Consider the following 14,742-nt stretch of genomic DNA (forward strand, 5'->3'; position numbering starts at 1 on the left):
GAAGGGTGGGTGCAGCGACCACATGCCGCACGTCGATGAATCGATTAAGCGCCATCGCCAACAGAGCCGGGCCTTTGAAAAGTAGACCTTGGCGGGATTATCCGCAAAACCCCGTTACATCACGGTGACAAGCGCACCGGAGCGATAAAAAAAGCTCCCTTTTCGGGCAAATTCCGGTATAGTGCGCGCCGGCCTTTAACCGGGTCGCGTTTAGGTAGCGCAATTCTCCGAAGTCAGCTTCGGCTGCACGTCCGCACTGCGGGCTCTTCCTTGACGATTCTTTTTCCATCCATTCGTTTTCGCAAATCCCCGCCGACAAAGCTGCCAGGGCGACTCTTGAGTCTCAACACGGCATGTGCAGCTTTGGAGCATGGGTCTTTGCGGATGCACTTAGAGGCAGACCCATGACCCAGGAAATCGGCGGCTTCGCCGCTCTTGAACTTCATCCCAATATTGTCGCTGCAGTAGTCGCTACCGGCTATGAAGAGCCTTCGGCCATTCAGCAGCAGTCGATCCCGATCATTCTCGCCGGTCACGATATGATTGGTCAGGCGCAAACCGGTACCGGTAAAACCGCTGCCTTTGCCCTGCCTATCCTGAACCGCATTGATCCGTCCAAGCGCGAGCCGCAAGCTCTGATCCTGGCCCCAACTCGTGAGTTGGCGCTGCAAGTTGCAACCGCTTTCGAAACCTACGCCAAGCAAATGCCGGGCGTGACTGTTGTGGCTGTCTACGGCGGCGCGCCGATGGGCCCACAATTGAAAGCAATCCGTAATGGCGCACAGATCGTTGTCGCCACTCCGGGCCGTCTGTGCGACCACCTGCGTCGCGACGAAAAAGTCCTCAACACCGTGAACCACCTGGTTCTCGACGAAGCGGACGAAATGCTCAAACTGGGCTTCATGGACGACCTCGAAGTGATCTTCAAGGCTCTGCCGGAAACCCGCCAGACCGTACTGTTCTCGGCGACCTTGCCGCAGTCGATCCGCGCGATCGCCGAGCGTCACCTCAAGGATCCGAAACACGTCAAGATCCAGAGCAAGACCCAGACCGTTACCGCGATCGAACAAGCTCACCTGATGGTCCACGCCGACCAGAAGACTTCGGCCGTTCTCAGCTTGCTGGAAGTGGAAGATTTCGATGCTCTGATCATGTTCGTGCGCACCAAGCAAGCGACCCTGGATCTGGCCAGCGCCCTCGACGCCAAAGGCTACAAGGCCGCTGCGCTGAACGGTGACATCGCCCAGAACCAGCGTGAACGCGTGATCGACTCGCTCAAGGATGGCCGTCTGGACATCGTTGTCGCGACCGACGTTGCCGCCCGTGGTCTGGACGTGCCGCGCATCACCCACGTATTCAACGTGGACATGCCGTACGACCCGGAATCCTACGTACACCGTATCGGCCGTACCGGCCGTGCCGGTCGCGAAGGCCGCGCGCTGCTGCTGGTGACTCCGCGTGAGCGCCGCATGCTGCAAGTGATCGAGCGTGTGACCGGTCAGAAAGTTGCCGAAGTGCGTCTGCCGGACGCCCAGGCTGTTCTCGATGCGCGCATCAAGAAGCTGACCAACAGCTTGTCGCCGCTGGTGGCTGATGCCGAAGCGACTCATGGCGATCTGCTGGATCGTCTGACCGCCGACATCGGTTGCACCCCGCGTGCCCTGGCTGCCGCTCTGCTGCGCAAGGCTACCAATGGTCAGGCGCTGAACCTGGCAGCGATCGAGAAGGAGCGTCCACTGGTGCCGAACAGCGCACCGCGTGGCGACCGTCCTGATCGTGGCGAGCGTCCGGATCGCGGTGACCGCGAGCGTCGCGCGCCAATGCCGCTGGGCGAAGGTCGTGCCCGTTGCCGTACCGCGCTGGGCGCGCGTGACGGTATCGCCGCCAAGAACCTGCTGGGCGCCATCCTCAACGAAGGTGGTCTGGCTCGCGAAGCGATCGGTCGTATCCAGGTACGTGACAGCTTCAGCCTCGTCGAGCTGCCGGAAGATGGTCTGGACAAACTCCTGACCAAGCTGAAGGACACTCGCGTTGCCGGCAAGCAGCTCAAGCTGCGTCGCTACCGCGAAGATTGATCCGCCTCTGGGCTGATTGATCGAACATAAAAAATCCCCGACTGGTTCGGGGATTTTTTATGCCTGCAAGAAAGCCTCAGCCGAAGCGATAAATATCCATGCCCAGGGCACCCATCGTGAATCCCTGGTGTGCCACGCTGAACTTGCCCCCGGCACCCCGGGCGAAGTACAACGGCAACAGATGCTCATCGCTCGGGTGGCTGCGCACGGCGTTCGGCGCCTGCTGGCGATAGTCGTGCAGCGCGGCTTCATCGTCGGCTTTCAGCTTGTCGATCATCCAGTCACGGAAATCCTGCGCCCAGGGCTCGACGCTTTCCGGGCCGGCGTGCCAGTCCAGTTCACGCAGGTTGTGGGTGATGCTGCCGGAGCCGATCAGCAGAACACCCTGCTCGCGCAACCCGGCCAGCGCAGCACCGACGCGGGTCTGCAAGGCCGGTCCGCCCCGGCTGGGCAGGGAAACCTGCACCACCGGGATATCGGCCTGTGGATACATCAGTGTCAGCGGTACCCAGACGCCGTGGTCGAACGGACGCTGAGGGTCGAGGCGGGCGGGCAACTGGCTGGCGGTCAGCCGTTCGGCAACCTCTTGTGCCAGTTGCGGATTGCCGGGCGCCGGGTACTGCACTTCAAACAGGGCGCGAGGAAAACCGCCGAAGTCATGCCAGGTTTCCGGGTTCGGGTGGCTGCTGACCAGCAATTCGTGGCTTTCCCAGTGAGCGGAAACAATGACGATGGCTTTGGGTCTTGGCAGTTCGGCGGCCAGTCGCGCCAGTGCCGGGCCGCTGGCGCCGGGCTCCAGTGCCAGCATGGGCGAGCCGTGGGAGATAAACAGGCTGGGAAACATGGAAGGGTTCCTGAGCGTTAAGATGGCGCCATCTTCAGTCAGATCATTGATCTAAATCTAATATAAGTTTTAACGCCTTTTAATCGAATTTTTGGGAGTGACCCATGCAGCCCGATTTTTGGTACAAGAAGTGGGAGTCGAACCAGATCGGCTTCCATCAGCCGCAGGTGAACCCGTATTTACAGCGGCATTGGCCGGATCTGTCAGTCGCGGAGCAAGCCCGCGTGCTGGTGCCGTTGTGCGGCAAGAGCCTCGATTTGCTGTGGCTGGCGGGGCGCGGTCATCAGGTGCTCGGCGTCGAGTTGTCGGAGAAGGCCGTCGAGGATTTTTTCAGCGAGCAGCAGTTGCCGGTGCAGGTCAGTGAGAAGGGTGCATTCAAGCGTTATCGCGCCGGTTCGATCGAATTGTGGTGCGGTGATTTCTTTGCCCTGACGGCGGATGACGTGGCGGACTGCGCCGCGTTGTACGACCGCGCGGCGCTGATTGCCTTGCCAGCACCGATGCGCGAGCGCTACGCGGCGCATCTGCAGGCCATTTTGCCAACGGGGTTGCAGGGTTTGCTGATTACTCTGGATTACGATCAGACGCAGATGTCCGGGCCACCGTTTGCGGTGGATGATGCCGAGGTGCAGCGCCTTCTCTGTGGTGCGTGGCAGGTACAGATGCTGGAAGAGCAGGATGTGCTGGGGGAAAACGGCAAGTTCCTGCAGGCCGGCGCGACGCGGCTGGAGGAGCGGGCGTATCGGGTTTCCGGTCGCTGAGGTGCATTGGCTGTTCAGGCGTCTTCGCGAGCAGGCCCGCTCTCATAAGGGCAACACATTCCAATATGGGCTGGCCCGCGAAGGGTCCTGACAGGCACTCCCAAAAACACTGCAATAAAAAAGGCCCGCATCACTGCGGGCCTTCTTGTTTATACGCCGGGCTGAATCAGCCGCGACGACGCAGGGCGTCGATACGCTCTTCCAGCGGTGGGTGGCTCATGAACATGCGAGCGAACCCTTGCTTGATGCCCCCGTTGATGCCGAAGGCATTCAGGGTGTCGGGCATGTGTACCGGCAGGCCTTGCTCGGCACGCAGGCGTTGCAGGGCGCCAATCATCGCGGCTGTGCCGGCCAGACGCGCACCGGCATCGTCGGCGCGGAATTCCCGTTTGCGCGAGAACCACATGACGATCGCGCTGGCCAGGATGCCCAGTACCAGTTCGGCGAAGATGGTCGCCACGTAGTAGGCGATGCCCTGGCCTTCCTCGTTCTTGAAGATCACCTTGTCGACAAAGTTGCCGATGATCCGCGCGAAGAACATCACGAAGGTGTTCACCACGCCCTGGATCAGCGCCAGGGTGACCATGTCACCGTTGGCCACGTGGCCGATCTCGTGCGCCAGCACCGCTTTCACTTCATCCGGCGAAAAACGTTCCAGCAGACCCTGGCTGACCGCGACCAGCGCGTCGTTCTTGTTCCAGCCGGTGGCGAAGGCGTTGGCCTCGTAGGCCGGGAAAATCCCGACTTCGGGCATCTTGATCCCGGCTTCACGGGACAGTTGCTCGACGGTTTGCAGCAGCCATTGTTCATGACGGGTGCGCGGTTGGCTGATGATCTGGGTGCTGGTGCTCATCTTCGCCATCCATTTGGAGATGAACAGCGAGAACAAGGAACCGGCAAAACCAAAGACCGCACAGAAAACCAGCAGCTGACTGAGGTTGAGATCAACCCCGTTGGCCGCCATGAACCCGTTGAAGCCGAAAAGGCTCAGGGTGATGCTGGCTATCAGCACGACCGCCAGGTTAGTGGCCAAAAACAGCAGGATGCGCATCATGGTTGTAGAACTCTCCTCAAGCTAAAGATGTAGCGTACTGCGGGGTATATAAGGTGCGGCACCTGGCGATTCAACCGGGTGACTATTTCAAACTGTGTCCTACAGCCAAATCCGTCGCGTGCAGGGCGTTTCCCACGTCCGGTGCTGACAGGCAAGATCGCCAGCGTCCACCCGCAGCCACTACCTCAGGGGCGTGTGACCGTTACGAGTCGCAAGTGTAGAAGGCGTATGAGGGCGGGGCGTGCAGAAGTGTTGCTGAATCAGACAGTGCGCAACGTTCGGGGCGTTGCGCACTGATGGCCGGTTACTGGCGATAGGACTTGAGGAAGTTGCCGATACGGCCGATCGCCATGTCCAGGTCATCGACCCGTGGCAGTGTGACGACCCGGAAGTGATCCGGCCACGGCCAGTTGAACGCCGTGCCTTGAACCACCAGCAGCTTCTCGGAGAGCAGCAGGTCGAGGACGAATTTTTCGTCGTTGTGGATCGGGCAGACCTTCGGGTCGATTTTCGGGAACGCATACAGCGCACCCATCGGCTTGACGCAGCTTACGCCGGGAATGTCGTTGAGCAGTTCCCAGGTGCGGTTGCGCTGTTCCAGCAGGCGCCCCTGTGGCAGCACCAGGTCGTTGATGCTCTGGTAACCGCCCAGCGCCGTCTGGATGGCATGCTGGCTCGGCACGTTGGCACACAGGCGCATGTTGGCCAGCATGTCGATGCCTTCGATGTAGCTCTGGGCGTTGTGTTTGGGACCGGAAATCGCGATCCAGCCGGAACGGAAACCGGCCACGCGGTAGGACTTGGACAGACCGTTGAAGGTCAGGCACAGCAGGTCCGGGGCCAGCGAGGCGGTGCAGATGTGCACGGCATCGTCGTAGAGAATCTTGTCGTAGATTTCGTCGGAGAACACCACCAGGTTGTGCTGGCGCGCCAGCTCCAGCATGCCCAGCAGCACTTCCTTCGAGTACACCGCGCCGGTCGGGTTGTTCGGGTTGATGATCACCATGGCTTTGGTATTCGGGGTGATCTTGGCCTTGATGTCGGCCAGGTCCGGGAACCAGTCGGCGCCTTCGTCGCACAGATAATGCACCGCATTGCCGCCGGCCAGGCTCACGGCCGCCGTCCACAGCGGATAGTCCGGAGCTGGCACCAGCACTTCGTCGCCGTTGTTGAGCAGGGCCTGCAGCGACATCACGATCAGTTCGGAAACGCCGTTGCCCAGGTAGATGTCTTCGATGCCGACACCTTCGACCTGCTTCTGCTGGTAATACTGCATGACGGCCTTGCGCGCGCTGAACAGGCCTTTGGAGTCGCTGTAGCCCTGGGCGGTCGGCAGGTTGCGGATCACATCCTGAAGGATTTCATCCGGCGCTTCGAAACCAAAGGGTGCCGGGTTGCCGATGTTCAGCTTGAGGATGCGATGGCCTTCCTCTTCCAGGCGTTTGGCGTGCTTGAGCACCGGGCCGCGAATGTCGTAGCAGACGTTGGCGAGCTTGTTCGATTTGCTGAACTGCATGGCGATGTGATCCCGAAAATGAACGATCCAGGCGGCGGGTGGACAACCGTGCTGGGAATCCTGCGTCTTCACACAGGTGGAGGTCTTGCGCGGCGGTTCCCGGAATTCGTTTGAATGCGCAGGATGCCGCTGCCAGACTGGCGCGTGACGAGGCGCAATCATACGTGCCACCCGATCCGTGGAAAAGGTACAGATCGGGCTTTTTCAGCCGCTGAGGTGTGATGATGGAAAAGATAGAAAAGACCCTGGAGGAATGGCGGGCGATGCTCGACCCCGAGCAGTACAACGTGTGCCGTCTCAGCGCCACCGAGCGACCGTTCTCCGGCAAGTACAACGCCACAAAGACCGACGGTGTTTATCACTGCGTCTGCTGCGACGAGCCGCTGTTCGATTCCACCACCAAGTTTGACTCCGGTTGCGGTTGGCCGAGCTTTTACGCGCCGATCGGCGAAAGCGCCATGACCGAAATCCGTGACACCAGCCACGGCATGATCCGCACCGAGGTCAAGTGCGCCCGATGCGATGCCCACCTGGGTCACGTGTTCCCCGACGGTCCGCCGCCGACAGGGCTGCGTTACTGCATCAACTCGGTGTGCCTGAACCTGGAACCGCGCGCGTGATGTGAACCCTGCGGGAGTTGCTTTTGGCGGCTCTCGCAGGGTGTTGTGTGAATATTTAAATTGCACACAATTCAATTGCTCGCTATTTTTGCCCCTTACCCACTTTTCAGAGTGCGCACCCATGAGCGACAACCTGCTGAACATCCCGTGTACCACCATCAAGGGCGAACAAAAGACCCTGGCCGACTTCGCCGGCAAGGCGGTATTGGTGGTCAACACCGCCAGCAAGTGCGGATTCACCCCGCAATACAAGGGGCTTGAAGAGTTGTGGCAGACCTACAAGGATCAGGGCCTGGTGGTGCTGGGTTTCCCGTGCAATCAGTTCGGCAAGCAGGAGCCCGGTAACGAAGGCGCGATCAGTGAGTTCTGCGAGCTGAATTACGGCGTCAGCTTCCCGCTGTTCAAGAAGATCGACGTCAATGGCGCGGGTGCGCACCCACTGTTCGCGCAACTGAAGAAACGCGCACCGGGCGTGTTGGGTTCCCAGGGTATCAAGTGGAACTTCACCAAGTTCCTGATCGGCAAGGACGGGCAGTTGGTCAAGCGTTTCGCGCCGGCCACCAAGCCACAGGACCTGAGCCGCGAGATCGAAGCCCTGCTCAAATGAACGACCTGTCCGCCGATTCGCTGAAGCTCGACAGCCAGCTGTGCTTCAAGCTGTATGCCGCCTCCCGCGCGGTGATCCGTGGCTATAAGCCGATGCTCGATCAGCTTGGCCTGACCTACCCGCAATACCTGGCGATGCTGGTGTTGTGGGAGTGGCAGGAAACTGCGCCCGAGCAGCCGACCGTCAAGGCCCTGGGGGAGCGTCTGGCGCTCGACTCGGGGACGCTGACGCCGCTGCTCAAACGTCTGGAGCAACTGCAACTGGTGCAGCGCCAGCGCTCGGCGCGGGATGAGCGTGAAGTTCACTTGAGCCTGACCCACGAAGGCCTGGCCCTGCGCGATCAGGTCGGGCCGCTCAAGGCCCGGTTGTTGTGCGACAGCGGGGTGGATCTGGGACGGCTCGAAGAGCTGCGCACAGGGCTCGATTACCTGCTCGGGCAGATCAAAGCGGCGTCGTAGTCGGTATCCACTGATCGAGCAGGGCCGCCAGTTCTTCGCGGCGAAACGGTTTGGCCAGGTAGTCGCTCATGCCCGCTGACCGGCAGCGTTCGCGTTCCTCGGACATGGCGTTGGCGGTCAGGGCGACGATTGGCAGGTGCGGCCAGCGACCGCTCTGGCGAATCTGCCGACTGGCTTCATAGCCGTCCATCACCGGCATGTTGCAATCCATCAGCACCAGGTCGAACTCATCGTGTTCCAGTTGATCCAGCGCTTCGGCGCCATGGGCGGCAACGATCACGTCGCAGCCGAGTTTGCCGAGCATGCCTTTGGCCACCAACTGATTGACCGGGTTGTCCTCCACCAGCAAGACCCGTCCACGGCGCTGGGACGGCGGCGCTTCGACGCGCGCGCTGTCGATGGTGGTGACGTCCTGTTGCAGGATCCGCCGCAGGTTCTGATACAACGCATTGCGCGCCAGCGGTCGGGCCTGCTGCTGCAGCGGGGCGAGGGCGGCCGCTTCCTCGCTGGGCATGAAACTGCCGTAGGCGGTCACCAACAGCACCGGCGCGCCGAGGGTCGGACGCAGGCCGAACAGACATTCAGGACAATCAGTGATGAGTACATCGGGTGACAAGCCGAGCAGTGAGTCATCGATGGTGCGCTGTTCATAGGTCAGCCCCCAGACCGGCAGCAGACCGCCGAGCAGTTCCGCCAGACCGCTGCTTGAGGCCGTGATTGCCAGCACCTTGCCCGTCATCGGCGCCGGGGGCACGGCGCGGGTATGGCAGGGCAGCGGTAGTTCGGCGCAGAACTGGCTGCCGAAGCCGACTTCGGAACTGATCGTCAAACGGCCCTGCATGGCTTCGCAAAGGTTGTACGTCAGCGCCAGGCCCAGTCCGGTGCCGCCGTACTGCCGGGTGATACCGGCGCCCGCCTGGGTGAACGGCTGGAAGATTTTCACCTGCGCTTCCTGAGCGATGCCGATGCCGGTGTCGCAGACCTCTATGCGCACGCCGTCCGGGCAGGTCGACAAGCGCACGTCGACCCGACCGAAGCGGGTGAATTTCAGGGCGTTGGACAGCAGATTGCTGACGATCTGCCGGACCCGGGTCGGATCCCCCAGCACCAGCGCCGGGAAATGCGGGTCGATCAGGCACGTCAGCTCGACACTCGGCGCCGCGTTCTGTGACAGCAGGTTGGCGGTGTCTTCGATCAGCGATCCGAGGTCGAACGGAATGTGCTCGAGCTCCAGTTGCCCGGCATCGAATTTCGACAGGTCGAGGATGTCGTTGAGCAGTTCCACCAGCACCTTGCCCGAGTCGTGGGCGATGGACAGTTGCTGCTGCTGTTCGGCATTCAGCGGGCCGTCCAGCGACAGCGCGATCATCCCAAGCAGGCCGTTGAGCGGGGTACGGATCTCGTGGCTCATGTTGGCGAGGAACGCCGACCGCGCCTCGGCCATGTCCAGGGCGGTGCTGCGGGCGACTTCCAGTTCTTCGTTGGACTGAGTGAGGCGGTCGTTGATTGCCTTGAGTTCGGCGGTGCGGGCCGAGACGATGTTTTCCAGTTGCCCGAGGTAGTCGGTCAGACGGTTTTCCGCATTGCGCCGTTGCTGGATCTCCGTGGCGATGTTGTCGAACTGCTGGTTGGCGACTTTGACCAGCACGCCGATTTCATCGTTGGCGTGTCCGGTAGGACATTCCAGGGTGGTGGGCTCGGCGCTGCGCGGATCACGGCCGCTGAGCTCGCGGATGACTCGCACCAGCGGCTTGGTCAGCATCACGTAGAACAGCGCCAGCAACAGGCCGGTGAGGATCAGGCTGCGGGCAAAACCGTTGAGCAGGGTGACTTCGGCGCGGCGCAGAAAGCGGCTGCCGAAGGCGTAGGTGTCGACCTCCAGGCTCAGGCTGCCGAGGGATTCGTTGGGCAAGTGGTCGAGGTAGAGGCGGTCTTCGAAACGGCGTTTGGCGCCGAACAGGAAGTCGCTGATCATCCGGTAGCCGCTTTGCAGCTCGGGGCGTTTGACGCTGGCCAGCACCGTCTGGTTGTTGTCGACCAGTTGCGCGGAAATGATTGCTGGCGAGCGCAGCAGGCCCAATGTCAGTTCCTGGGCCAGTTCGGCGTCGATGTTGTAGGCAATGCGCGAAGCCGGGTTATGGCTGATTTCCAGCAAAGACAGGATTTCACGGTTGATGGAGGCGTCTTCGCTGGCATAATCGATGCCGATCTGCACCAGACTGAGCAGCGTGCCCAGAATGAACCCGACAAGCACGGTAAGCCGGGCTTGCTTGTAAGACAGCCGGTGGGTGAATTTGATATCCATGGGGTGTTGAACCACTTCCGTTTCCCTTCGCTGCTCAAGCATAGTCGATCAAGTATGGATACCGTGCCTCTCGAATCGCCTTGTAACAAGGGGTGGAGAGGGTGTTGAAGTCTGTTTGTCGGCGCTGTACCGCCATCATTACTGTGAACGAGCCCGAGGAGAAGACGTGGATTCCCGATTGAATGCTTTTCTTGAACGCGCCGAGTCGGTTCTGGCGCGCATCGAGCCGTTGCTGCCGGCGCCGCGCCCGGTCATCGACTGGAGCCATTGCCTGGCCGCGCGCTGGCAGCGTGACGGTCGCAGCGGTTTCCTGCTGCCGCTGGAAGTCAGCCTGGACATGCGCCTGTCCGACCTGATCGGCGTCGATCGCCAACTGGAGCAGTTGGGCCGCAACACCCAGCAGTTCCTCGACGGCATGCCGGCCAACCATGCCTTGCTCTGGGGCTCGCGTGGCACTGGCAAGTCGTCGCTGGTGCGTGCGTTGCTCGCCGAGCACGCCGCAGCCGGTCTGCGGCTGATCGAGATCGAGCGCGATCATCTGGCGGATCTGCCACGGGTGGTGGAGCAGATCGCCAAGCTGCCACAGCGCTTCGTGCTGTTTTGCGATGACTTGTCGTTCGAGTCCGGCGAAGGTGATTATCGCGTGCTCAAAAGCGTGCTTGACGGTTCGCTGGAGCAGGCGCCGGACAACGTGTTGCTGTATGCGACGTCGAACCGCCGCCATCTGGTGCCGGAAAAGGAAAGCGACAACGAAAACTGGAAGCGCGTCGACGGCGAGTTGCATCCCAGCGAGGCGGTGGAAGACAAGATCGCGCTGTCGGATCGCTTTGGCCTGTGGCTGTCGTTTTACCCGTTTACCCAGGAACACTTCCTCAATGTCGTCGAACACTGGATCGGCCAGTTGGCCGCCAAGGCCAATCTGAGCTGGCAGCGCGACGAGCAACTGGACATTCTCGCCGTGCGCTGGGCCACCGGACGCGGCAACCGCAACGGACGTTGCGCGTACCAATTCGCCCGTTACTGGGTGGGACTCAAATTGCTGGAGCACAAGGCATGATTGATTTGCAACAGAGCGGCCAGGGCCTCGAAGGCTATGGCATGTTGGCCGCCCAACTGGAATCGCTGCTGGCGGATGAGCGCGATTTCATCGCCAACGCCGCGCAGTTTTCCGCATTCCTGTTCAACCAGCTCGATGACCTGAACTGGGCCGGTTTCTACCTCAACCGCAACGAAGAGCTGGTGCTGGGTCCGTTCCAGGGCCAGATTGCCTGTGTGCGCATTCCGTTCGGGCGCGGTGTCTGCGGCGCGGCGGCGGCCAGCCTGCAAACCCAGCGGGTGGAAGACGTGCATGCGTTCCCCGGCCACATCGCCTGTGACAGCGCGTCGAACAGCGAGCTGGTGGTGCCGCTGGTCAAGGACGGCCGCCTGATTGGCGTGCTGGATCTGGACAGCCCGAAACTGGCACGCTTCGGCGTTGACGATCAGGCCGGCATCGAGCGGCTGGCGGCGATTTTCCTGCGTCTGACCGACTGCTGATCACACCGTCAGACCCGCCTTGTGCAACAGGCTGGCGGGATCGACGGCATCGATCTGCCGAGGATCGAGAAAGCGATGGGCGTACTCCAGGTACACGCCGTCGCTGATGAACAGGCCGAACAGTTCGGCATCGATATGCGCGTCGCGGCACATGTTGGCCATGATTGCCAGCGCCTCGCTGAGGTTCTTGGCCTTTTTGTAGGGCCGGTCGGCGGCGGTCAGCGCCTCAAAGATGTCGGCGATTGCGATCATCCGTGCCGGCAGGCTCATTTCCTCGCGTTTCAGGCGTTTGGGATAACCGGTGCCGTCCATTTTTTCGTGATGACCGCCGGCAATTTCCGCGACGTTGTTCAGATGCTCGGGGAAGGGCAGGTGACTGAGCATCAGGATCGTCTGCACCATATGGTGATTGATGATGTAGCGCTCTTCGCGGGTCAGGGTGCCGCGGCTGATCCGCAGGTTGTACAGCTCGCCACGGTTGTATTTGTAGGGCGGCACGTCGAGTTTGAACCCCCACGGATTGTCCTCGGGGATCAGCTCGCTGGCGGCGCGTTCGAGCAGATGTTCGGGTTTGTCGGCGAGCAACGGTTCGCTGACAGGCAAAACCGGCGCTGGTGTGTGCGACTGGCGCCGATTCTCTTCCCATGACACTCCCAGACGATCATCCAGCGTGCGTTGCCAGCGCCGCTGTGCGATCTGTTCAAGACGCAGCAGATCGGCTTCGGCCATGGCTTCCGCCCCCAGGTTGCAGTGGGCGACAAAGGCAAAGTCGTCATCCAGGCCGGCCAGGGTGGTATCGCGCAGCGTTGCCAGTTGCGTTTCGTCGCCACCGGTGGCGAGCGCCTGCCAGTAACTGACCCAGGCATCGCGCTTGAGCACTTCGAATCGGGTGCGGACTTCGTGGATGCGGTCGTTGAGGGTTTCCAGTTTGGTGGCTTTGTCGACCACATATTCAGGCGTCGTGACCTTGCCGCAATCGTGCAGCCAGGCGGCAATGTGCAGGGCTTCCCATTCGTCTTCGCTCGGCTGATAGGCGCGGAAGGCCGGGGCCTGGCTGGCGGCAGCGGCGTGGGCGAGCATCAGCGCCAGTTCCGGCACGCGCTGGCAATGTCCGCCGGTGTAGGGGCTTTTCGCATCGATGGCCCCGGCAAGCAGTTGAATGAACGCATCGAGCAAATGTTTCTGCCGGGCTTGCAGACGCTGGCTTTCGATACTCACCGCCGCTGCCCCGGACACCGCTTGCAGGAACGCGATGCGATCGGGCCGCAGCTTTTCCAGATCGGCCTGGGTGCCGCTGTCGTTGATGAGCAGGATCAGCAGGCCGACGGTTTCGTTGTGCCGGTTGCGCAGGCGGATGCCGATCAGATGCACCCTCGGCGAGGTCATCGCCAGCAGCACCTTTTGCAGATCGCCGGCCTGCTCGAAGCCGATGTCGCTGACCACCGTGTCGGCCTGCGCCAGTTGCTGAAACCAACCGGGACTCTGCCCGGCATCCAGGTTCCGGCCCTGGATATCGAAAGTCGCCAGGGCCTGCGCCTTGCCATCGATCACCAGCCCGTGGGGCTCCATGCGATCGCCGTCGTGTTCGCGCAGGTAAATCAACCCGGCCTGGGCCTGGGCGATCTGCACCGTTTCGAGCAACACGCGCTGCAACAGCGGGGCAAACCGGGTTTCTGCGGTCAGGCTGTCGGTGATACGGAAGAAACTCGCCAGGGTGTCCTTCATCCGCGCCATCGACACGCTCAGTTGGTCGACTTCCAGTACGGGAGAGCGGCGGGTGAGCGGGAAGTTGAAGTCGAAGCTGCGAATCGCGTCGGCTTCCTTGACCAGCGCATGCAGCGGCTTGACCAGAACCCGGGAAATCAGCCAGCCGAGCGGCAGACACAGCAAAAGGGTGGCGAGGGTAATCAACGCGCCTTGCCAGCGCAGGCGATAAGCGTCGACCAGCAGTTCGTCCTCCGGCACCAGCAACGCCATCTGCAACCCTTTGGGTCCACCCTCCTGCAAGGCACTGCGGGCGACGATCCACTGCCGCCCGTCAACCATCAGCCGTTTGCCTTGATGCTTGCCGGACAGCAGCGCGTGCAGGCTCGGACTCAGGTCGGCCGCCTTGGCTAGGCGCGGTGTACGGTCGTCGACGACCAGACGGCTGCTGTCGGGGTAAGCCACGGCATTGCCATCGGTGTCGAACAGGGCGATTTCCGTGGCCGGCGTGACCACATGCTTGACCAGGGTGGCGGACAGGGTTTCCAGGGTCAGGTCGGCGCCGATCACCGCGTTTTCATCGCTGCGCCGGGCCAGGGTGGTGCCGACGTTACGGGTGGAGAAAAACACGTAGGGTTCGGTGGTGATCTGCCCGCTTTGTTGCCGGGCGTCGCTGAACCAGGCCCGCAGGCGTGGATCATAGGCATCGTCGGGATTGTCCTGCTGGCCGATCCGCGTCAACGCCTGATCGAAAAATACTGATTGCGAACGGGCCTGACCGCTGGCGTCATGCTCGATGCTCCAGACCTGATAGGCCGCGGCATCCGGGGCTTTGACCAGGGTTTTCAACGCTGCCGTGCGCAGGGGCCGGACCATGAAAAAGTCGCCGTTGGCGTAGCCGACGTACAGCGAGGCCAGATCCGGGTTGTCGGCAAGTGACTGACTGAATGGTTTGAGCAGCGCCAGGCGTTGTTCCAGGTCCGCTGCCTGGGTGGCCGGATTGCCCGCCAGCAAACTCAACAGATGCCGAATCGGTTCGTAGGTGGCTTGCAGATCCACGCGTACGTCCTGTTCGATGCGGCTGAACAGTTTTTCACTGCTGACGAGGATGATCTGGGTGGTTTGCCGGTAATTGAACAGACCCAGCACCACCCCGGTGAGCAACAGCAGGAAGGTGAACATGACGCTGATGTGCACATGCAGCGGAAACCGGCGTTGTTCCGGGCGCAGTGGGCTGGGCATCACGGTCTCTCCATGGGGGT

The 14,742-nt window shown here is 61.6% G+C and carries 11 protein-coding genes and 1 pseudogene; 7 read left to right on the plus strand and 5 right to left on the minus strand.

Annotated features, from left to right (window positions below):
- Window positions 1-370 precede the first annotated feature (370 nt).
- Window positions 371-2,075 (plus strand): annotated as a pseudogene (locus N8H74_RS13265) (DEAD/DEAH box helicase).
- A gap of 76 nt (window positions 2,076-2,151) precedes the next feature.
- Here the strand turns inward: N8H74_RS13265 and N8H74_RS13270 are convergent.
- The gene (locus tag N8H74_RS13270) at window positions 2,152-2,919 is read right to left on the minus strand and encodes a class III extradiol ring-cleavage dioxygenase (RefSeq protein WP_262148055.1); all 768 of its coding nucleotides are present in this window, start codon (window positions 2,917-2,919) and stop codon (window positions 2,152-2,154) included.
- 104 nt (window positions 2,920-3,023) lie between these two features.
- On the opposite strand from N8H74_RS13270, the gene N8H74_RS13275 reads away from it, so the two are divergent.
- Window positions 3,024-3,680: a thiopurine S-methyltransferase gene (locus tag N8H74_RS13275; RefSeq protein WP_262148057.1), complete on the plus strand. Its 657-nt coding sequence runs from the start codon at window positions 3,024-3,026 to the stop codon at window positions 3,678-3,680.
- Window positions 3,681-3,846: 166 nt separating this feature from the next.
- Here the strand turns inward: N8H74_RS13275 and htpX are convergent, their stop codons facing one another.
- Both htpX and N8H74_RS13285 read right to left on the minus strand, forming a co-directional pair.
- Window positions 3,847-4,734 (minus strand): protease HtpX, encoded by an 888-nt coding sequence (htpX, locus tag N8H74_RS13280; protein WP_217830802.1) that lies wholly within the window; start codon window positions 4,732-4,734, stop codon window positions 3,847-3,849.
- A 304-nt stretch (window positions 4,735-5,038) separates the two neighbouring features.
- Entirely contained in the window at window positions 5,039-6,250 is a 1,212-nt protein-coding gene (locus N8H74_RS13285) for a pyridoxal phosphate-dependent aminotransferase (protein WP_217830803.1), read from the minus strand.
- 224 nt (window positions 6,251-6,474) lie between these two features.
- On the opposite strand from N8H74_RS13285, the gene msrB reads away from it, so the two are divergent.
- The 3 genes from msrB (at window position 6,475) to N8H74_RS13300 (ending at window position 7,935) form a co-directional block, all read left to right on the plus strand.
- Window positions 6,475-6,870: a peptide-methionine (R)-S-oxide reductase MsrB gene (gene msrB, locus N8H74_RS13290; protein ID WP_262148060.1), complete on the plus strand. Its 396-nt coding sequence runs from the start codon at window positions 6,475-6,477 to the stop codon at window positions 6,868-6,870.
- A gap of 121 nt (window positions 6,871-6,991) precedes the next feature.
- Entirely contained in the window at window positions 6,992-7,477 is a 486-nt protein-coding gene (locus N8H74_RS13295; RefSeq protein WP_262148062.1) for a glutathione peroxidase, read from the plus strand.
- Complete coding sequence (locus N8H74_RS13300) at window positions 7,474-7,935, plus strand: MarR family transcriptional regulator (protein WP_217830806.1); 462 nt, start codon at window positions 7,474-7,476, stop codon at window positions 7,933-7,935. Before N8H74_RS13295 ends, N8H74_RS13300 begins: the two co-directional genes overlap by 4 nt.
- On the opposite strand, the gene N8H74_RS13305 is transcribed toward N8H74_RS13300, so the two are convergent.
- On the minus strand, window positions 7,919-10,240 hold the full coding sequence (locus N8H74_RS13305; protein WP_262148064.1) for a response regulator: 2,322 nt from the start codon (window positions 10,238-10,240) through the stop codon (window positions 7,919-7,921). The two genes, N8H74_RS13300 and N8H74_RS13305, sit on opposite strands and share 17 nt — an antisense overlap.
- A 166-nt stretch (window positions 10,241-10,406) precedes the next feature.
- Here N8H74_RS13305 and N8H74_RS13310 point away from each other — a divergent pair, with 166 nt between their 5' ends.
- Window positions 10,407-11,297, plus strand: coding sequence for an ATP-binding protein (locus N8H74_RS13310; RefSeq protein ID WP_217830808.1), 891 nt, complete (start codon window positions 10,407-10,409; stop codon window positions 11,295-11,297).
- Window positions 11,294-11,776: a GAF domain-containing protein gene (locus tag N8H74_RS13315; protein WP_217830809.1), complete on the plus strand. Its 483-nt coding sequence runs from the start codon at window positions 11,294-11,296 to the stop codon at window positions 11,774-11,776. The genes N8H74_RS13310 and N8H74_RS13315 overlap by 4 nt, the downstream gene beginning before the upstream one ends.
- Here N8H74_RS13315 and N8H74_RS13320 read toward each other — a convergent pair whose 3' ends face one another.
- Window positions 11,777-14,722 carry an HD domain-containing phosphohydrolase gene (locus N8H74_RS13320; RefSeq protein WP_262148067.1) on the minus strand — a complete coding sequence of 982 codons (2,946 nt, stop codon included), beginning with the start codon at window positions 14,720-14,722 and terminating at the stop codon, window positions 11,777-11,779.
- Window positions 14,723-14,742 lie beyond the last annotated feature (20 nt).

This window comes from Pseudomonas sp. B2M1-30 (genome assembly GCF_025447575.1).
Classification (GTDB): domain Bacteria; phylum Pseudomonadota; class Gammaproteobacteria; order Pseudomonadales; family Pseudomonadaceae; genus Aquipseudomonas; species Aquipseudomonas botevensis.